The organism is Zavarzinella formosa DSM 19928 (genome assembly GCF_000255705.1).
Lineage (GTDB): Bacteria > Planctomycetota > Planctomycetia > Gemmatales > Gemmataceae > Zavarzinella > Zavarzinella formosa.
Genome location: NZ_JH636446.1, coordinates 14030 through 31193, shown reverse-complemented (window position 1 = coordinate 31193; position 17164 = coordinate 14030). Strand labels below are relative to the sequence as shown.

Here is a 17164-nt window from a genome sequence, read left to right as displayed (position 1 = left end):
ACATGACGATAAATAATTCCGAGCGATTGCTGAAAGTGGGGCTCCTATTGGCGATGACCTTTGAGGCCCTTCAAGAGCACATGGAACTTATCAAAGAGCAGGCCACCAAGAACAGTGCCAAGGGCGAACAATATTGGGCGGTGTACTCGAAAGGACTCGCAACTGTGCTTGAGTGCCAGCAGTTCATTAAAGAGGAAATGAGGCGGGTGAGCGGTGAGAGTGTTGACCACTAAGCCGGTCGCAAGATGAAAGACATCACTCCGCACACCTGGTCGTTCATTCAACACACCTCGCCTTGGCTGGCCGGCGCGTTGCTGTTCTGCATGATCTACGAAGCGCTGTGCAAGCAGGAGTTCAAAGGCAGGGGACGGTGACGGAGTGGTTCGAGGGAATCCTCCGCGGCTACCTCATCGGAACCGACGCGCCGGAGGAAGTGCTGAATGCCCTGGACATGGTACTGCGGCCCCGTCAAACGGGCCATCTGGACCAGCCAATTGCCTCCCCGCTGACAGCCGCGCCAGACTCTCCATAACCCTCTGACATTCCCCGAGAAATCAGGCCGCACCCGCTCTCCGTGGCCTCGGTCCCTGTGAAACACAGGGGTGGGGTCTATTGAACTAACTACCTTTTCGCCCCCTTCACTTTCCCGGCCCTCTTTCCCGACAAGACAGTTGCGGAACACCCCCGTTTTGCGTCATACCTATGACATGCAAAACGCCTCCCATCTCACCTACGCCAACAGGCCGCACGGATCACCCGGCGGCCCGTTAGTCGGTCGGCTGAATGACCTGCTCTTCCGCTTCGGCGATCACCTGCCTGAGCGACGCCAGCGGTTCGGCTTCCCATTCGATCTGGGTGAACGCCTGCGGGTCGTCCATCTCCAGCATGAGTTCCATCTGCCGGAGGTGACGGGTGCAGGCCGCGAGCAGCTTGTCGTGCATGGCGAGCCGGTGGACGATGAACTTGGCGTCGGCCTCGGCCTGCTCCCTGTCGTCCCAGAACTGGACGCTAGCAATGGTCCGTCCGTTCGGGTTCTGGATGTCAAAGAACTGGTCGCATCCGTCATTGTCCAGGCAGTAGAAGTATTGGTCGGTCATCTCGGTGTCTCCTCGGTTGGTTGGCGAAGTGGCAGGGTGGCGCGTCGAGAAGGATGGGGCCGAGCCGGAGCCCGACCCCCGCTCAATTCAAGCCGCAATAGTGCCGCCGGAGTGGCTTGCCAGGTATCCACCGTGGGCTTTCCATGTGAAGTCCTCGACATTCACAATCACCACGCCAGCGTCTCCGTGGCTGGTTGCCTTCATCAACTCTCTGTCGAGAAGGTCGTTAACCCCGAATTTGTTGCTGGAAACTCCCAAGCTCAAGTTGCCGTCGATGTGCTCGTGGCAGATGCCGACAAACCGAGCTGCGGCATAGGCCAAGTCGCCTTCCCGCCCTTTCATCCGGTCCTTGAGTTCGCCCAGCAGTTCCGGAACGTGGCTTCCCGACCAGTGCAGATAGACGGTCGGCGAAACTTTCTCGTCGTCGTGAAAAATGATCAAAGCTCTGTCTCCCATGTTGGTTACTCCGTGTTGTTGGTTAATGAAGGTATGATTCGCTTCTTTGCGAACCATACCTTCTGCCACGTGGCGAACGCGGGGGTGGGAGCGGAAAGCCCCGGAGCGGAGAAAACAGACGCCTGCGTCCGATTGGTGAGCGGAGCGAGCCTAGCGGAAGCGGTGTCTGGCTTTCGGAGTGGAGCCGTCAGGCGAGCGAAGCGAGGGGCTTGTAGCGGAGAGGGGGCAGCGCCCCCTTACTGCGTCAGGGATGGGAAGGGTTCAGTCCCGCAGGGACCGGAGCGAAGCGCAGCCCTGGACAGCCCGGCCCGAAGGGAGACGCCCCATGATTAACTTCACCATCCTGAGATCGGCCGCTGAAGCCAAAAAATATTACCACCCCCACGGCCATGACTACTACATCGAGGACAAGTCCCAAGTCGCCTTCTTCGGCGGCAAGCTGGCTGACCGCCTCGGCCTGTCCGAGTTCTCCATCGACGCCTTCCATGACCTCTGCGACGGCATAGTCCCCGGCACCAGCAAGACCGACCCGAAGACCGGAAAGACCCTCCCCGAGTCAGGCGACCAACTCACCCCCGGCACCAAGGGCGATAAGCGGGCGGGATACGACGTGACAATGGACGGCCCGAAAGACCTCGGCATCCTGATGGCCCTCGGACTGGACGACCGGATCATCCCTGATGTCCTGGAGCGTGCTGGCCGCGACGTGATGGCCATGATCGAGCGGGATGCAAAGACTCGGGTCCGGGTTGGTAAACAGGACACGGACAGGAATACTGGCGAGATCGTCTACACCGGCGTCCTGCACACCACCGCACGCCCCGTGGGCAACAAGATCGACGTGCAACCCCATTACCACTTCGTCGTCGCCAACGCCACCTGGGACCCGGTCGAACGCAGAATGAAGGCCCTCCAACTCCAGCCGTGGGCAACCAACGGGGCGAAGGAAGCCCGTCCTTATTACACCGCCATCCTGAACTCCAAGCTCGCCGGGTACATGCAGGAACTGGGGTATCAGGTCGAACGCACGAAGGACACGTTCAAGGTCGTCGGCATCCCGGAGTCTGTCCGAAAAGAGTTCAGCCAACGCACCAACAAGATCGAGGCCGTCGCCGCCCTGCTGGAAGAGAACAAGCGGAAGTTCCTGAACGATCCGACTGCCACCCTCAACCCGTCAACCAAAGGGCGCCTCGGAGCCCATACCCGCGAACCAAAGAAGCCGGGCAAGACATGGGACAGCCTGCTGGATCATTGGAATAGCCGCGTCACGGAACAGGAACGGCACGCCATCCTCGACACGGTCATCAAGTCCCACCGCGATCCACAACTGCAAACCCCCGACCGCTCCCACGAGGCCCTGACCTGGTCCCTCGACCACCTCCTCGAACGCTCGGCCGCCGTCCCGGAACGGCAGGTCGTGACGGAAGCCCTGAAGTACGGACTTGGCTCCGTGTCCGTTGAAGGCGTCTACGAGCAGCTTGGCAGGCCGGGCTTGATCCGCAGGGACGGGCTTGTCACCACAAGGGGCGTGCTGGATGAGGAGCGGGGTATCTTGGCATTCGCCGCCAAGGGCCGGGGTAAGCTCAAGCCATTGGGCAAGGTCGAAAAGTTCCGGCCAGAGGAATCGAACCCCACCGTAGCCACTGAGCGATTGAATCGGCCGATACCGCTCCAAGGGAATCGAACCCTCACACCAGTTGCCGGAACCAATCCCGACACTGCCACACCTCCAGTCTTCGGGCAAGCAGCAAGTGGCCACACCCGCCTGTTCCGAGTCGAGCCAGCCCAGCGTGCTGTTCATGCCGATTGGATTCAGGCCGCCCAGGCAGAACGAGGCCATACAGAGGCCCAAGACCGCTGGTTCGTTCAAGACCCGGCCATGCTGGAGTGGTATCGTCAGGACGCCAAAGGGCCGACGATCACCACGTATGTAGATGTGCCAACGGCAGACCTGGAGCGTTACCGTGTCCGAAATGTGACGGAGCAGATTTCTGGTCGTACCCCGGTCTCATTCTCGAAAGACCCCGACAACGAGTTCTTCCTCCCTCGCCCGCTGGCTGATTCGAGGCAAGCCGTTGTCGCTCACGGGCAAGGCACAAAAAATCTTGCTCCTCAAAACGAGCCGGTTCCAACAGACAAACTATCCCCCTCCCAGCAAGCCGCCGTTCGCCACGTCCTCACTTCCCCCGACCGCGTCATCCTGATCCGCGGCGCCGCCGGGACGGGCAAGACGACGCTGACGAAGGCCGCTCTGTCCAAGGTAAACGTCCCGTGGGTCATCCTCGCCCCGTCTTCCGATGCCTCTCGCAATGTTCTCCGGCGGGATGGATTCGAGAAAGCCGACACGCTGGCGGCGTTCCTGAACAGCAAAGAGATGCAGGAGGGCGTCCGAGGCGGCTTGGTCTGGCTCGACGAAGCTTCCCTCGCAGGCTCCCGTGATGTGGCCAAACTGACACAGCTAGCTGACTCACTCAACGCCCGTGTCATCCTCTCCGGGGACCGTAGACAACACAAATCCGTCGCTCGCGGTGACGTGCTGGGCCTGCTCGAAGACCGGGCCGGCCTGCCGTGCGCCGAGGTGTCGGACATCAAACGTCAGCACGGCGAGTACAAGGCCGCCGTCAAGCTGGCGTCTCAGGGCCGGGCGGGCGACGCACTGGCCAAGCTCGACGAGATGGGCTGGGTGCGTGAAGGGGATTCCAATCTGGCCGACGAATACACCGCCCTTCTGAAGAAGGGCAAGGACGTCCTCGTCGTCTCCCCCACGCACGCCGATGGAGACAAGCTCACCGGGGCGATCCGGCAACGACTCAAGGAGGAAGGCCGACTGCATGGACAAGAAGAAAGGTTCACCACCCTCGAAAACGCGCAGCTTACGGAAGCTCAACGCCAAGACCCGGAAACGCTTAAAGCGCTCGAAGGGGCGCAAGCGGTTTTTGTCCGTCATTCTGAAGGACGCCGGGCCGGAGATCGGGTAGCCATCACGACCGACAACGCCGAGGAACTGGCAAAGCACGGCGACCGTTACGTCGTCTACAGACCCAAGGAACGTGAACTGGCTGAAGGCGATTTGATCCGCATCACGGCGGGCTGCAAAGACCTGACCGGCAAACACCGGATCAATAACGGCACCCAGTACACCGTCTCCGGCTTCACCTCGGCCGGCAACATCAAGCTGTCGAACGGCTGGACGCTGGACAAGAACGCGGGCACCTGGTCCCACGGCTACGTCCAGACCAGCTACGCCGCCCAAGGGAAGACCGCCGACATCGTCCTCGTCTCCATGCCGACCGCAACCCTCCCCGCCGTGGACGCCGCCAGTGCCTACGTCGCCATCTCACGCGGCAGGCATCAGGCTGTTGTGTTCACTGACGACAAGGACCAGTTGCTCGACGCCGTCCAGCGGCAGGATAACCGCACTCTCGCGACGGATTTGGTTCGCCGCCCCCGGCACAAGTTGAAAGAACGACTCCGCAAACACCTGTCGTTCATCCGCTCCGTCGGAACGAGAGTCGTGGACAAGGTCATGGACCGCGAGCGGCAGCCGCAGGTGATGGAGAGGTGATGCAAAATTGCCACTTGCGCGGAACGTGGTTCCGGTCTAGCTTCGTCTCACGAATGGGCGATGAAGCCCGGAGATTACCAATGCGAGATTCGATTGATGGGGAAAGTAGCTTTCCCGAGAAGTTCGAACACCTTCAGAAAATGTGCGATTAGAATGTCTGCACCCAAACCGGGACCTAGGAGCAAGAGATGAAGAAGACAGAAGAAATGTTGGTGATGTTCGGCGGTCACGAGTGTCGCGTGCGCGTGGAAAGGTATGCCTCCAGCGGACACACCGCCCTTATTCTCGACAACGCATGGGATGGGCAGCAGGTAGCCGTCGCCACCGTCAACATGCCTGACATTCCACTCCCCCCGAATCAGGTGTTCATCAAAGACTACGGCGAGCAAGAGGGCATGTTGAAGGCACTTGAAGAAGCTGGCTTCGTGAAAGCCAGCGGAGTACGGGCCGCCACTGCAATTGGGCCACTGCCAGTGTGCGATCTCCTGGTCCCGCCGCCCGAACAGGAGAAGGCGCTTCAGTTGAATGATCTTCTTGGAGGGACCGGGTTTGCCGACAGCCGGGGAGACTTCGCACGCGATCTTCTGAATACGAAAGACCAACCTGAAAAGCCGAAATCGCGTGGCTTCGAGATGGAACGTTGAATGAGTGAGTCAAAAACACAAGGAGGAAGCATGAGCAAGCTGATCGAAGCTGTCGAGGCACGCAAATATCAAAATCCACGCAACCAGTGCGAATTTGCCACCAATGACGGGCTCGATGCTGCAATTGCGCTCATCCGCCACTACGAATTCAAGGGTCTTCTGATAGACGAGTGCCGTGAGGCATTTGAAGAATGGATGCGCAATCGGGGCCAGAAATTCACACTCCAACACTGGATGGACGAAGGTTACGCGGAATCAACGGTCGAAACTCTTTGGAATGGGTGGAAGGGCTCATGGCACCACAGAGCACCTCTCCTTGATGAGATTACCGCACTTCGCAAGGCAAAGGATGCCGCCTACTCCGAGCGAAACAAACTAGTTGCTGCCTTGTCAAAGCTGTTCCCAGCATGGCTGGAGCGGCATCCCGACAGCGCATGGGAGGATGACTGGAGGTGGATCGTGTTCTTAGACCTCCCGGTCGTTTCGGGTTCCGGTCAGGTTTCGTGGCACATTCACGACAGTGAGCTTTCGCAATTCGACCATCTGGAACGCCGTAGCGGCAATAGCTGGGACGACCACACCACTGAGGAGAAATATTTGCGGCTGGCATGTCTGCGCGTCCTCGCAGGGCAACTACAACCGTCAAAGGGTTCAGCCAACCCATGACACCCGAAGAACTCCGCAAAATCGGTGAACGGCTCTATGGCCCCCGCGGGCAATCTAAGCTGGCGGGGGCTTTGTCCGTATCGACGCGTTCCGTCCGATACTGGCTTTCTGGCAAGCGGGCGATCCGGCCCTGCATGGCGAAGCTGATTCGGTCCCTTGAGGACAACCAAAACTGATTGCCATCCATCCCCCAAACAGGCACACTCCCGAAAACCAACAGGGGAGCCATACCATGAAGAACCCGACAGGCCGCCGAGCGTCACTCTGGGATCAGGGCGACATCCCCAGGCAGGAGATTGACGAGCCGAAGGAGGATGACCTCGGCAGCGAACCGGCTCAGGACGGCTGCGGGCTGGTCAGCAGCCGCCACCCCCTCGCGGGCCTCATGCTCCTCAGCGACGACGGCTGGCACGGTATCTCCTACGCCTCCATCCTGGGCGAGGTGCGGATGGACCGGAACGGCAGCCGCATCGAGTTCCGGTACGAGTCGGACAAGGGCGTCTTCGACGTGACCATCGACGGGAGCAACCTGTATCAGGTCGCCCGCCACCTCGTTCAATGCAAGCGAGACGAGTTGAGGGTGGGCGAACCCGCGAGCGGGGTGGGGAATGTGGTCAGGATTGGAGTGACGCCGGCGGCGGTGGAGGAGGAATGAGCGGGGCGTGTACGACGTGTGCAAGTCGAAGATGCAGTTCATCAAGGTGGGCGACGACGAGGAGGGGAGTCCCAGCGAGGAGCGAATCGATGTGTGAAGCTGGCAATAGGTGACATCGAAGGCGGGGCCGACCATCAGGAAGACTGAATGGTCGGCCGCCCGGCGTCAATCAACCGCTGCGGCTCCCATAAACATGGCCAAATCGAATCATTCCAGCACAAGGGCGAGCGCGTAAACCCGGCCGAAATGCCGCACATGCGTTCCGATGACCTTGCGTCCGTTTCCACTCAACGTCTCTTCCTTGTCGTTCGGTCCCGCTTCGCCGACCCATTCGCCGGTGTAACTGTCCTTGGTGTTAATGGTCCCGTTGGGCATGATCTTCATGTAAACCGCCTGGATGGCGGTCACCGTGCTGTTTGTCTTCACGTTCACCGCCCCGACCGCGTAGCCCGGCTTTGCCATTTCCCGCTTTTGCCCGTAACTCGGTTGCCGCTGGTCGAAACTGGGATTCAGGTGGACGATGCACCCGGCCTTCAACCCTTTTACCGGCTCGAAGGTGCCGAGAGTGTAGTGGAACCCGACCACCGGCGTCTTCTTGGGGGCGGCGAACCGGAGTGAAGGAGTCGTCTTCTCCACCAAGCCGACGAACTTCGTGTCCTTGCCGACACTGCCATTGGCGTTCAGCGCCGGGCCGGTCGGCGGCGGGTCGTTCAATTTCTTGGTCTCCTCCGCCGTCCAGTCGCGGGCGTACTGCAAGTCACGGCCAAGGTCGCCCATGACCGCCGAGTTCGAGACTTTGAACGTGGGCCGGAACTCCTCGTCCTCCCAACGCCGGTCCGAAAACGTGAGGTAGGCTTCCAACTCCTTGGTGTTCTCGCCGATTCGGGCGTATCCCAGGCCGAGGGTGATGTCGCCGCTTTTGTCCTTCAGGACGTCACGGCCCATCAATCTCGCGCCGATGAACCGCTGTTTGCCGTCCGCGGTGCGGAGGACCAGGACCGGGTTCGGGAGGTCCCCGGCCGACGTCAGTTCATATCGCACCTTGAGGAGCGCCTGCTGGCCCGGGGCCGGAACCTCCAGACGGACGTTGGACAGTTTAAACTTCGCCAGTTCCTTAAGAGGCTTGAGCGGGGCCTCGGCGGGAGCCTCGGCGGCGTCAAGCACTTTTTCAGCGACGGCGGGGACGGCTGGTGGCGTCTTCGGTTTCTGGGCGGTGGCCGGACCGATCACGGCAGCCACGACAACGAGGCCGAGAAATTTTCGCATAGATAGCATCCTTTCACCCGTGGCAAACTGTTCGCAAGGTCAACTATACGGAACCTCGTTGCGGACGCTCGGCCGCCCGCGTTACAGTACACTGGTGTCCGTGGGAAACTCGCGGTAAATGGTCATCGAACATTGTAGCGAGGCCAAGCCGAGCGCACGCCGGTGCGGTCAGTCGGCTGACTGAGGGCCGCCGCTGGGACTGCCCCCAACCTGAATCGCCCGCTAGACCGCCACAGGAACGGCCCACCCGACGATCCACCCCTCGTCGTCTACTGCGTCATACTCGATGATGCGGTCGCACTGCATGCAACGGTACAGGTCGCCCTCGGTCCACTGGTCCGCAAACGGCTCGACAACCGTGCCGTCACGAAGGCAGGGGTCAAACCCGCTGGACATGGTCGTGTTCCCGCACTCGCACCTCCAGTCTTCGCCGACGAATTGGGCGGTCATGACCCCCTCCGATCTGCCTCGCGGAGAATTACGCGTCCGTCGAGGGGCAGGCTGTTCAGGTGGATGATGAAGCCGCGTCCGTCCTTGGTGGCGAACGCGACGCCGATGTCGGTCCAGCGGCCGGTCTTGCCGTCCTTCCCGTCACGCACGGAGAAGGCGGTGTGGCTGGGTTTGTTGTCAGTCATGGGGTGTCCTTTCTGGGTTGGTTATGAAGGTGTCGTGCTTGAAAAGCCGTACACCTTCTGGCCATCGCCGAGATCGGGGAGGAGCAGTCAAGGGGTTCCGGGACGGTTACTTTGGAGCGTCAGCGGCCGCGAGGAATCGCCGTTTAGCGAGGGGAAAGTAATTGGCCCGGAAGCGTAGCCTTGCCCCTTGATTGCGGGAGGGGCAGCGCCCCTTTGCTTCCTGTATGGGGCAGGGAACGCGACGCCGCGGAAATTGTTCTTACAATTGACCAGTACAAGCAGTCTTTCTTGAGCTGAATATGCCCTCCGACGAAAATCAAACCGCCGATTCTGGCGATGCTCAGGGCGTTAACCCGCTCAAAAAAAATGAAGCACCGAAGGCTGGAAAAGGAAAGCCAGTTCCCGCTGAAGCTGAAAAGCCAGAGAACAACGCTCAGAAGCCGAAGGGTGATGTCGACCTCTTCTGGCTGGAAACCATATTCCCAAAACCAGAAGACATTTTCACCTACAGGTCTCCTTCGCCTGAAGAGTTGGCAAAAACCGCCGTATTCGGACTGGATGCCAATGTACTCCTCGCGCCCTCTCTAATGGGATCAGAAAGTGTCGCCAACTTGGAAGTCATTTACCTGAAACTGGCTCAGGCTAAGCGGCTTTTTGCACCTGCCCAGGCCGTCAGAGAGTACGGCAAGAATCGAGCCAGAAAAGTAGCCGATGTCTCTTCACAAGTTTATAACCGGTTAAGCTCCCTCCCGACGGTTCAGTCCTTGGACTGTCCGATGCTTGAGGGGATAGCCGAGTACACTGCGCTCAAAGAGCTAGGAGCGGCAATAAGAGAGAAAACTAAGGCGTACAAGGAAAAGCTAAACCTGCTTCAGCAAATCCTTGCCGACTGGGGCTGGAATGACAAGGTGAGCGAGCTTTACCGTGAAGTGTTCACAGGACTTCGCATCGTGGATCACAGCCTGTCGCAAGTTCAAATCAGGGAAGATTTGTCGAGGCGGCTTGCTCGCAAAATTCCACCTGGCTATAAGGACGGTGGAAAGCCTGACGAGGGCGTCGGAGACTTGCTTATCTGGCACACCCTGATTCAGCTTGCAAAAGACAAGCAGAAGCCAGTAATTTTTGTATGCAACGAGGAGAAGGCTGACTGGTTTGTAAGAAGTAACGACAGACCCCTGATGCCTCGACCTGAATTGACGCACGAGTTTTTTCAGGAAACCGGCTTCCATTTCACGATAATGAGTTGGTCGAGATTCTTGAAATCTGTTGATGCAACTGACAGGACGGTGCATGAGGCTGAACAAGCAAAGATAATGCTCGGCCAGACTTATTATGCAGACGATAAACTTATTGACTCGTTAAATTCGTATCGCGAATTGCTGGGCGTATTTAACAACATGATTCGCCTCGGAGCAAACGACACAGGCATATTAGTCAATTCGGACACAATACCGGTTCAGGCAGAGCATTGTGTCAGAGTGATTGGCGGAGAGGTCGCGAAATATACCGCCACTGTGACTCCAATTGATCCAGACAGATTGCGGCAGATGCAGCGGCTGCATTATTTTGCCAATGAGATTAAAGAGGAAGTGGGCAAGATAATATTCCTGAAACTGACAGGCGGGCCTCGCATCGAGCATCATATTGGTAAATTTTCTGACCGATATGCAGAGTTTTTAGAGCACCTCCGCGAATACGAATATTATTGCAACGATCCGGCTCGTTCTTGATTGAGGATTGTGCGCGCCATGCCGCGTGAGGGATAGGAGAGGCGGCGCCAGCCGGTCCCGCAGGCACGGAAGCCGTAGGCGTACTCCGTAGCACTCCGACCCCGCGGGGGTGACGCCCTCACTCTTTAGGGGGACGGCTTTCCGGGTCAGACCCTGGTTCCTCGGGGCCGAGGTACGGGTACACCGTCCACATGAATACACCGACCAACAACCCAATCCCCAGCCCGAGCAACCCGCCTAGCCAAGCTCCTCCAAGCGGAGGGCCGTCCGGTTCTGTAAGTGTGAGATGACCAATGGCGGCGCCGATGACCAACCCGACCGCACCGCGGGCTGCGACCGAGTACCATCCGCGGACCGCCCTTTGTTCCGAACTCACCACTGCCCCCCGTTGGACGCCTGTAAACGACTGAGACGCAAGGTCCGCAAACAACATCACGAACGCAGGGGCTTCCAGTAGACCATTGGGCGTGGGCCAAAGCAACAGGGCGGGCGGTGGTCCAAATTGCCCTCCCCCACCACAACGAACCCTAATCCGGCCACTTGCCGCAAACGCCCCTCCCCAGCGGGGGTCGAGCCGATAACCGACCGGCACCCAGACGCCATTGCAAAATTGAGCCGCGCTTCGTCCAACTGACGACTTAGCCCGAAACCACGCCAGGGGCCATCGACCACAAGCCTATTGAAGGACGCGATTGGTGCCTCCGGTGGCTCACCAAAGACCCCGGCGAAGCACTCAGGGTCGGGAACCAAGTCTAGTGCGGCGTGGATGCTCATCCTCGCGGCGGCCACGAGTTCCGAGCCATGAAAAACCACCCAATGATGGGCAGCATCCTCAAACTCGTCCAGCCAAGCTCCCATCGCAGCAGCTTGAGGGATTAGCGTGGTCCAAGCTCGCACGCGCAACTTCCCGATGCGCGCAAGTAGGTCGGCGTCTGGTGTGGGCACTTTGAGCAGTCGAAACTCGCTCACTCCCATCACCCTCCGACCGCAAGCCTATAGTCAGATTGTAGGCATAATTCGTCGTCGTTGCCCGTTCAGGTATGCACTGTACCACCCCTGGCACTGTCTCGCAACGGGGTGAGGTGGCTCGGCCCCGCGTTAGAGACTCGGAATGGCGGCGAAGCCGGTCCGAAGGACGGAAGCGAAGCGTACCCTGTAGAGGCTCGGGCCGAAGGCAACGCCCAACCCTAGGTTGCGGGGTGGAAGAGGGGGAGGGTTATGGCTTGGCCTTCCGGCTGGTTATCCAACGGGAGTCTTTTCAGCAAAGAACGGGCATTTGAACAAGCTGTCAACCTCATGGCCTTGCCATTGGACGCCACAATCCCCGCACCGTCCTTTCTTCCAGTTGGCACAGTTAATGGCCACTCGCTCTTTGCCCATCGCCGCCCGCTCCTCGAATCGCCCACGCTCAACGCCGCGTTGAAATGCCTTCTGCTCGCGTGAGTCAAGGTCGCGTTGGCTGAGGATGAATACGTCAGGAGAGATATTCGCGCTCATACCCCGTTCACCCTCTCCTTGATTGCCCGAATGGCGGCTTTGGCGATTCTGCGTCCACTCTCTCCGTCAACAACGCCGTCCAAGTAGTCGTCTAGGCAATTTGCAACCACCTCCACCAACCCCGGATCATCCAGCCCCTGCACTCTGGTTTTTTGTTTAGCATCCCACGCCATGCGTGCCCACATGGTGTCGCTGTCGTCATACCCCATGGTTTTGTCAGAGATTTCCACCGAAAGGCCTTGCTGCACGGCCCATAACTCAAATTGCTTGCAGCGATAATCAGACATGCGATTCCCCCTTCAAGGCAGAAATAGCTCCTCTAGCCCACTCACGGTATTGATCCTTTTCAGGTTCATGTAACGCTTCCCATTGCAACGCACTCGGAACTTTTCCCACCTGTACATCGCGGTGATACTTGGCCAGCCTCTCGACCGCATCCTCGTCAAGTACCTGTAACCCAACCCGTTCTTCACGCAAGACGGATGAGGCGGTGGGATAAATACCCATCGGTTTTCTCAATTCATCAGGGTCGATCCTCCGGGCATCTGCCAGCTCACTGAGAATTTGGGCGCTGCGGTCCTGAACCTCCTGCAACTCTTTTTTCCCTTCTGGCGAATTGACCCAGGCGGCGATGTCCTTGGCACTCACACACTTACTGGTCTGCTCGGATGGGGGCGGTGGCAAGGGCATCCAGTGGCTGGGCAGGCGGTGGTACGGTTTGTCGAGGCGTTCGCCGTCCCAATGCCAAGTTCCATCGGAGTGACGCGCCCCGGTAGCCATTTTCCAGTTCGGTAGATCAGGCAACGAATTATCGCACCACAGCAGCAGAATCTTGTTGGACGGAGCCGTTTCAATGTCCATCCACCCTGACTGGCTGATGGATGGGGGAGTGCGGTTCAATGCGGCTTGCCAGCCATGCCATCTTCCTGCTGAATGCGAACAAAACCGGTCATACGGCACGCCATAGCTTTCGAGGTGCCACGCCTCAAACCGAGTGCGGCACTCATCGCTGATGGGAGAGATGTCGGGGAAATGGGCGCGTGTATCCGTTGGCTGAGTCATACGCGTCCTCCGGCAAGGTGCGAAAGATTCACAGGACCTTGGCCGCGTTTCTCGGCCCTGAAATTCTTCCCTCCGCAACACTCTTTGACCTTATCCACCGTCACGACGTTGCCGGGATAGGCGTAACTGCAATCGCAGAGCAGGCAAGTGATTATGATGGGAGAGGTATCGGGGAGCTTGCTCATGCAGCCTCGCTTTCTGTCTCGCCTCTTAATGCTGACTCCAGCAGCACATCTAGGTCTGCCGCCGACAACAGGCAAAATCCACCGGGAGTGTCCGGATACCATTGGAGCGTCCAGCATTCGTTGGTGGAAATTGCCTTTTGCTTCTGCTCCTCTGACACCCAATCGTCATCCCTGAATCCGTGGTCGTGTTGCTCAATGGACTGCTTTACGGTGAGGTAATATGCCTTATGAGTGTTGTGTTCGAGGTGAAGGCTTGCTGCATGCTTGGGGAAAATGAGCGTCATGCTTCCCTCGCTTTCAGCATGGCGTCTGCGTACCCAAAGGCCGCTTTTGCCGTTTTGCTTGGCTCTCGTGAAGCCTGTCCGTCAAGGAGGGCGTCCGATGCCAAAAAGCCTTGCATAGCGGCTGCGGCGAAGTAGTCCCGGAGCGTCATGCCAATGGAATCGCTGCCTGAGTGAGGGGTTTGATTTGTTGCAAAGTTGAGCACCGTCATCGGAAATGCTTGTGGGTTCTCGGGTTTCTGCGTCATGCAGGTAGCTCCTGGTTGGGGTTGGTGGCATCAAGGGCTGGCGTCACAACATCATCGTCGTGCCAGCGAGCATCACGGTGACGAACATAAAGCAGAGCCTCCCTCGCCACCTCAAGCTGATTCTGCTGCGCACGGATGACGGCCATCATGGCAATTGCGTTTGCACCGAAGTCACGCTCTGCGTGCATCAACAGAACTCGCTCATGCTCCAGCCGCATGTAGTCATATTCTTCCTTCGCCTTGATAAACTGCCGCTCCAGCTTTTCCAGCCTCTCCATTTCGCTCCCTATGGTCTTGGTCATAATGTCTCCTTGGCCACAGCGAGGTTCCGAGCCAAACGCCGCTCACGTTTTGCCTCAGCCCTGTCCAATCGCTCCTGATCGAACACCGTGAATTGTTTGGTCTGCCTTGGCTGGGAGAGAGGGAACCCCATGCCTTCAGGAACGAGTTGTCCAGTTGCCAGCATTGCTGCTGCCAGTGTCGTCAAACCGAGTTTCGTCATATTCACCTTCCTTGGTTGTGTTGTTACTTCCTTGCGTTAGACTGTGGCATGGGGCGCGTATCCGTCATAGCAAATTCCCGAATGCTTTGCGGCGAGCCAAAGCCTTGCGTCTCGCTTCGGTATTTTCTTTCCACGTCTCGCAGTCTTTGCAGTGCTTCGCGTTCGTCAGCTTCCAGTCTCCGCACACAGGGCACTCGTTTGGCTTCTCATCTATCGATTCATTGCTCACCTTCTGATTCCTTTCCTCTCTATTTCAACGCGTTAGCTGCCGTAGCGATTCAGTCCCGAAGGGACCGCAGCGAAGCGAACCCCGTAGCTCTCCGGCCCGAAGGGCGACGCCCTCACTTCCCAACCCTCCCCGTCCACTTCCTATCTCCATCCCTGCCCTCCAACTCCGCAATCCTCAGCCTAAGCCTCAAATTCTCCTCATAAAGCAACCCCACCAGCTTGTAGACAATCCTCACCGGAAACCTCTTGCACTTTTTCATCCAAGAGAACTCCTGAATAAGTTCCCCAGCGGAAGCCAGAGTGACGTGGGGGAGGGGTTCATGCTTGCGGGTCATGGGGTGACTGTTTCCTCGATGGTCGGTCATGTTTAACAAAATCTTTGAAGTCATCGCCCAGCCAATCGAGGATTCGTGCTAACGAGTCCACATCTGGCCGCTTGCGGTGCGTCACGATGCGGCAGACTGTTGATGTCGAAATCCCCATCTGTTCGGCGGCATCGCGGTACTGAAGCCGCTTCTCCCAAAGTGCGCCGTAAACTCGCTTTGCCAGCTTTTCGTTGTCGAAACTCACCATAACCCCCCCCCGGACATTTCCTCTGTTGCTCTCTCCATCCCATACTTGGATGCGTTATCTGAATGTTTACGCCGTCGCCGTTCGATTCACGTATTCCTCAATCAACTCCCAAGAGGTCTTTTCCATCCGGGCAATGACCCTCTTCAATTTCTCTCTGCTTTCACCTTCGATCATAACCTACCTACCATTAACCCATTACTCTTATCATTCACCTCACCGCCCATCCTTGGGCTGGGTGTTCTGTTTGGACTGCTCATGCTTCCGCTTGCGGCTCGCTCGAAGTCGGCATAGCCCAGAGCAATAGCGGTGAAACCAAGTTGATGGCTTGAACGTCTTTCCGCAGTCAGAACACTTTGCCTTCGATTCCTTCATCCCATTACCCATAAATTTCGACTGTTTCCGCAAAGCTCAAGTGTCGTCCGGCGGCATGTGACTGCTTGTGGTGCCTTCGCATCTCGTTGCGGTACACGTCGTCAATCTGGGTCGGCTGCGTGAATGTTGCCATCATTGCTTCGTGAGCCGACCGCTTGTCGTTCATCTGCTGCCAATCCCAGTCTTTCGCGGCGATGGACGAGGCGATCTCGTCGTTTGCTCGATCATCGTCGCAATACTGGCTCAGGGACATTACCCCGTACCCACCCCGCTCGACATTATCCCGCCGCCATTGCTTGACGTAATTCCTCACCAAGTCAGGTCGCTTCTCCAGCGTGGAGATGTTGATCTTGCCCTGGTACACAGCCAACAGAATCTCTTGGCATATGTCGGCCCGCATCTCGTCCGGCAGCCCCTTTGGCACCAAGTTGGTCACGGCGATGAGGTCGGCCTGATCTCCCGTGGCCTTGATGATGAACGGGTAGCGAAGTAACTGGACTCGTTCTCGGGGATGCGGGACGTACTTGGGCTTGGGCAAAAGCAGTGTCCACGACTCAGGCATGACCACGCCGAGCTCACGGGCTTTGTACGCAAGCGTCTTTGGTTCCCTCCCGAGAGCGGCGGCACTCCTCTCGACGTCGGCGCACGCCTCGCACAGGATGCGGAGCCTTTCCTTGTCTCGATCCTTCCAATTCAGACCTTGGTTGAGCAGCATTCCGCCCATGTACGCCGGCCGAGCCAGAATCTGATCAGCCGTGGCAGGCACAATCGTCGACGGCATGGTCGCGGTTCCACCTGTGCCTCTGTGCTCCTTGTACAGAGGTTTGCGGCCCTTGTTGTGCTTTGAGCGTCTAGTTCCCATATGCCCCCGACCGCTGCCAGTATGCCTTCCAATCGCGGCTTACCGGGGAAGCGAGTGCTCTTGCCGTCGCCAGCAAGTATCTGTCTCCGATCCATTCATCCGAAGTGGGGGCCATCGCCTCACGCAGCTTGTTCAAGAGCACAAAAGTCGTCTTGTACTGCTTGCCGGTCAATCGGCTTACGTTCAACGCACGGACACCAGAGGATTCGCTGAGATACACGGCGACTGAAATCAGGATGTCCCGGTGGGAGAGTTTCCGGCTCGCGAAAGCCGTCCCGGAAGTGACCGAAAACTGTGACCTGCACTCTTTGCATTTGAAGATTTGCCGCGAGCGATACTCGTAGATCGCCCGCGAATCGCATCGAGGGCACTCCGGCCTGCCGTCGCTTTCCAGCCAACGCAGGTTTTTGATCATCTCGTATGCCTCGGAATCGGTCATTCTTTGCAGATATGCCAGATCAGCGATTTGAGTTTTAAGGCTCTCTAACCCAGTCATTCCTGAACCCTTCGATTCCATTCAACTGCCGCGACCCTAGCGCGGTGACACGCTCGTGTCAACCACTTTCTTTGCTTGCGCGAAGCGCCAACCCCTGTCACCGTCGCCGGGTTTTCGCCCAATCCCCCTTTCTCTTTTCTCGAA

The 17164-nt window shown here is 58.2% G+C and carries 23 protein-coding genes; 8 read left to right on the top strand and 15 right to left on the bottom strand.

Going from position 1 to position 17164, the window contains the following annotated elements:
* The first annotated feature begins 2 nt into the window (after positions 1 to 2).
* The 3 genes from BGIM_RS0134345 to BGIM_RS63755 are packed head-to-tail and all read left to right on the top strand — an operon-like array spanning position 3 to position 532.
* Positions 3 to 233, top strand: coding sequence for a hypothetical protein (locus BGIM_RS0134345; protein WP_020474197.1), 231 nt, complete (start codon positions 3 to 5; stop codon positions 231 to 233).
* A gap of 12 nt (positions 234 to 245) precedes the next feature.
* A complete protein-coding gene (locus BGIM_RS67935; RefSeq protein WP_020474196.1) occupies positions 246 to 374 on the top strand; it encodes a hypothetical protein in 129 nt (42 codons plus the stop codon).
* Positions 371 to 532 carry a hypothetical protein gene (locus BGIM_RS63755; RefSeq protein ID WP_020474195.1) on the top strand — a complete coding sequence of 54 codons (162 nt, stop codon included), beginning with the start codon at positions 371 to 373 and terminating at the stop codon, positions 530 to 532. Before BGIM_RS67935 ends, BGIM_RS63755 begins: the two co-directional genes overlap by 4 nt.
* Before the next feature lie 235 nt (positions 533 to 767).
* On the opposite strand, the gene BGIM_RS0134330 is transcribed toward BGIM_RS63755, so the two are convergent.
* Positions 768 to 1097, bottom strand: a complete 330-nt coding sequence (locus BGIM_RS0134330) for a hypothetical protein (RefSeq protein ID WP_020474194.1) — start codon at positions 1095 to 1097, stop codon at positions 768 to 770.
* A gap of 87 nt (positions 1098 to 1184) precedes the next feature.
* On the bottom strand, positions 1185 to 1610 hold the full coding sequence (locus BGIM_RS0134325; RefSeq protein WP_029631184.1) for a hypothetical protein: 426 nt from the start codon (positions 1608 to 1610) through the stop codon (positions 1185 to 1187).
* Between the two features lie 268 nt (positions 1611 to 1878).
* Here BGIM_RS0134325 and mobF point away from each other — a divergent pair, with 268 nt between their 5' ends.
* From mobF to BGIM_RS0134300, 4 genes are all read left to right on the top strand, one after another.
* Entirely contained in the window at positions 1879 to 5118 is a 3240-nt protein-coding gene (gene mobF / locus BGIM_RS58770) for a MobF family relaxase (protein ID WP_020474192.1), read from the top strand.
* A gap of 188 nt (positions 5119 to 5306) precedes the next feature.
* The gene (locus tag BGIM_RS0134315) at positions 5307 to 5762 is read left to right on the top strand and encodes a hypothetical protein (RefSeq protein WP_020474191.1); all 456 of its coding nucleotides are present in this window, start codon (positions 5307 to 5309) and stop codon (positions 5760 to 5762) included.
* Between the two features lie 30 nt (positions 5763 to 5792).
* Entirely contained in the window at positions 5793 to 6428 is a 636-nt protein-coding gene (locus tag BGIM_RS0134310; RefSeq protein ID WP_040891313.1) for a WDGH domain-containing protein, read from the top strand.
* Positions 6429 to 6660: 232 nt separating this feature from the next.
* A complete protein-coding gene (locus BGIM_RS0134300) occupies positions 6661 to 7083 on the top strand; it encodes a hypothetical protein (RefSeq protein WP_020474188.1) in 423 nt (140 codons plus the stop codon).
* A 207-nt stretch (positions 7084 to 7290) separates the two neighbouring features.
* Here the strand turns inward: BGIM_RS0134300 and BGIM_RS0134290 are convergent, their stop codons facing one another.
* The 3 genes from BGIM_RS0134290 to BGIM_RS0134280 all read right to left on the bottom strand — a co-directional run bounded on the left by BGIM_RS0134290 (position 7291) and on the right by BGIM_RS0134280 (position 8984).
* Positions 7291 to 8349, bottom strand: coding sequence for a hypothetical protein (locus tag BGIM_RS0134290; RefSeq protein ID WP_020474186.1), 1059 nt, complete (start codon positions 8347 to 8349; stop codon positions 7291 to 7293).
* A gap of 222 nt (positions 8350 to 8571) precedes the next feature.
* Entirely contained in the window at positions 8572 to 8799 is a 228-nt protein-coding gene (locus BGIM_RS0134285) for a hypothetical protein (protein WP_020474185.1), read from the bottom strand.
* The gene (locus BGIM_RS0134280; RefSeq protein ID WP_020474184.1) at positions 8796 to 8984 is read right to left on the bottom strand and encodes a hypothetical protein; all 189 of its coding nucleotides are present in this window, start codon (positions 8982 to 8984) and stop codon (positions 8796 to 8798) included. The genes BGIM_RS0134285 and BGIM_RS0134280 overlap by 4 nt, the downstream gene beginning before the upstream one ends.
* Before the next feature lie 299 nt (positions 8985 to 9283).
* Between BGIM_RS0134280 and BGIM_RS0134275 the strand changes: the two genes are divergently transcribed.
* Positions 9284 to 10714, top strand: coding sequence for a PIN-like domain-containing protein (locus tag BGIM_RS0134275; RefSeq protein ID WP_020474183.1), 1431 nt, complete (start codon positions 9284 to 9286; stop codon positions 10712 to 10714).
* 1493 nt (positions 10715 to 12207) lie between these two features.
* Here the strand turns inward: BGIM_RS0134275 and BGIM_RS0134255 are convergent.
* From BGIM_RS0134255 to BGIM_RS53855, 10 genes are all read right to left on the bottom strand, one after another.
* Positions 12208 to 12498 carry a hypothetical protein gene (locus tag BGIM_RS0134255; protein ID WP_020474179.1) on the bottom strand — a complete coding sequence of 97 codons (291 nt, stop codon included), beginning with the start codon at positions 12496 to 12498 and terminating at the stop codon, positions 12208 to 12210.
* Positions 12491 to 13273 carry a DUF551 domain-containing protein gene (locus tag BGIM_RS0134250; protein WP_020474178.1) on the bottom strand — a complete coding sequence of 261 codons (783 nt, stop codon included), beginning with the start codon at positions 13271 to 13273 and terminating at the stop codon, positions 12491 to 12493. The genes BGIM_RS0134255 and BGIM_RS0134250 overlap by 8 nt, the downstream gene beginning before the upstream one ends.
* Before the next feature lie 181 nt (positions 13274 to 13454).
* On the bottom strand, positions 13455 to 13742 hold the full coding sequence (locus BGIM_RS0134245) for a hypothetical protein (RefSeq protein ID WP_020474177.1): 288 nt from the start codon (positions 13740 to 13742) through the stop codon (positions 13455 to 13457).
* Positions 13739 to 13987, bottom strand: coding sequence for a hypothetical protein (locus BGIM_RS0134240; RefSeq protein WP_020474176.1), 249 nt, complete (start codon positions 13985 to 13987; stop codon positions 13739 to 13741). The genes BGIM_RS0134245 and BGIM_RS0134240 overlap by 4 nt, the downstream gene beginning before the upstream one ends.
* Positions 13984 to 14289, bottom strand: a complete 306-nt coding sequence (locus tag BGIM_RS0134235) for a hypothetical protein (protein ID WP_020474175.1) — start codon at positions 14287 to 14289, stop codon at positions 13984 to 13986. Before BGIM_RS0134235 ends, BGIM_RS0134240 begins: the two co-directional genes overlap by 4 nt.
* Positions 14286 to 14489 (bottom strand): hypothetical protein, encoded by a 204-nt coding sequence (locus BGIM_RS63750; protein WP_020474174.1) that lies wholly within the window; start codon positions 14487 to 14489, stop codon positions 14286 to 14288. The genes BGIM_RS0134235 and BGIM_RS63750 overlap by 4 nt, the downstream gene beginning before the upstream one ends.
* Positions 14490 to 14830: 341 nt before the next feature.
* Entirely contained in the window at positions 14831 to 15052 is a 222-nt protein-coding gene (locus BGIM_RS0134225; RefSeq protein ID WP_020474173.1) for a hypothetical protein, read from the bottom strand.
* Positions 15036 to 15290, bottom strand: coding sequence for a helix-turn-helix domain-containing protein (locus tag BGIM_RS63745; RefSeq protein ID WP_020474172.1), 255 nt, complete (start codon positions 15288 to 15290; stop codon positions 15036 to 15038). Before BGIM_RS63745 ends, BGIM_RS0134225 begins: the two co-directional genes overlap by 17 nt.
* 376 nt (positions 15291 to 15666) lie before the next feature.
* Positions 15667 to 16443, bottom strand: coding sequence for a hypothetical protein (locus BGIM_RS0134215; protein ID WP_157369644.1), 777 nt, complete (start codon positions 16441 to 16443; stop codon positions 15667 to 15669).
* A gap of 70 nt (positions 16444 to 16513) precedes the next feature.
* Positions 16514 to 17020: a transposase gene (locus BGIM_RS53855; RefSeq protein ID WP_020474169.1), complete on the bottom strand. Its 507-nt coding sequence runs from the start codon at positions 17018 to 17020 to the stop codon at positions 16514 to 16516.
* Between the last annotated feature and the right edge of the window lie 144 nt (positions 17021 to 17164).

Bases quoted from the DNA above. Each gene is read 5' to 3' on its own strand.
- BGIM_RS0134345 (WP_020474197.1), top strand. From the start codon at position 3: ATGACGATAAATAATTCCGAGCGATTGCTGAAAGTGGGGCTCCTATTG.
- BGIM_RS67935 (WP_020474196.1), top strand. From the start codon at position 246: ATGAAAGACATCACTCCGCACACCTGGTCGTTCATTCAACACACCTCG.
- BGIM_RS0134330 (WP_020474194.1), bottom strand. From the start codon at position 1,097: ATGACCGACCAATACTTCTACTGCCTGGACAATGACGGATGCGACCAG.
- BGIM_RS0134325 (WP_029631184.1), bottom strand. From the start codon at position 1,610: ATGGTTCGCAAAGAAGCGAATCATACCTTCATTAACCAACAACACGGA.
- mobF (WP_020474192.1), top strand. From the start codon at position 1,879: ATGATTAACTTCACCATCCTGAGATCGGCCGCTGAAGCCAAAAAATAT.
- BGIM_RS0134315 (WP_020474191.1), top strand. From the start codon at position 5,307: ATGAAGAAGACAGAAGAAATGTTGGTGATGTTCGGCGGTCACGAGTGT.
- BGIM_RS0134310 (WP_040891313.1), top strand. From the start codon at position 5,793: ATGAGCAAGCTGATCGAAGCTGTCGAGGCACGCAAATATCAAAATCCA.
- BGIM_RS0134300 (WP_020474188.1), top strand. From the start codon at position 6,661: ATGAAGAACCCGACAGGCCGCCGAGCGTCACTCTGGGATCAGGGCGAC.
- BGIM_RS0134290 (WP_020474186.1), bottom strand. From the start codon at position 8,349: ATGCGAAAATTTCTCGGCCTCGTTGTCGTGGCTGCCGTGATCGGTCCG.
- BGIM_RS0134285 (WP_020474185.1), bottom strand. From the start codon at position 8,799: ATGACCGCCCAATTCGTCGGCGAAGACTGGAGGTGCGAGTGCGGGAAC.
- BGIM_RS0134280 (WP_020474184.1), bottom strand. From the start codon at position 8,984: ATGACTGACAACAAACCCAGCCACACCGCCTTCTCCGTGCGTGACGGG.
- BGIM_RS0134275 (WP_020474183.1), top strand. From the start codon at position 9,284: ATGCCCTCCGACGAAAATCAAACCGCCGATTCTGGCGATGCTCAGGGC.
- BGIM_RS0134255 (WP_020474179.1), bottom strand. From the start codon at position 12,498: ATGTCTGATTATCGCTGCAAGCAATTTGAGTTATGGGCCGTGCAGCAA.
- BGIM_RS0134250 (WP_020474178.1), bottom strand. From the start codon at position 13,273: ATGACTCAGCCAACGGATACACGCGCCCATTTCCCCGACATCTCTCCC.
- BGIM_RS0134245 (WP_020474177.1), bottom strand. From the start codon at position 13,742: ATGACGCTCATTTTCCCCAAGCATGCAGCAAGCCTTCACCTCGAACAC.
- BGIM_RS0134240 (WP_020474176.1), bottom strand. From the start codon at position 13,987: ATGACGCAGAAACCCGAGAACCCACAAGCATTTCCGATGACGGTGCTC.
- BGIM_RS0134235 (WP_020474175.1), bottom strand. From the start codon at position 14,289: ATGACCAAGACCATAGGGAGCGAAATGGAGAGGCTGGAAAAGCTGGAG.
- BGIM_RS63750 (WP_020474174.1), bottom strand. From the start codon at position 14,489: ATGACGAAACTCGGTTTGACGACACTGGCAGCAGCAATGCTGGCAACT.
- BGIM_RS0134225 (WP_020474173.1), bottom strand. From the start codon at position 15,052: ATGACCCGCAAGCATGAACCCCTCCCCCACGTCACTCTGGCTTCCGCT.
- BGIM_RS63745 (WP_020474172.1), bottom strand. From the start codon at position 15,290: ATGGTGAGTTTCGACAACGAAAAGCTGGCAAAGCGAGTTTACGGCGCA.
- BGIM_RS0134215 (WP_157369644.1), bottom strand. From the start codon at position 16,443: ATGCCGTCGACGATTGTGCCTGCCACGGCTGATCAGATTCTGGCTCGG.
- BGIM_RS53855 (WP_020474169.1), bottom strand. From the start codon at position 17,020: ATGACTGGGTTAGAGAGCCTTAAAACTCAAATCGCTGATCTGGCATAT.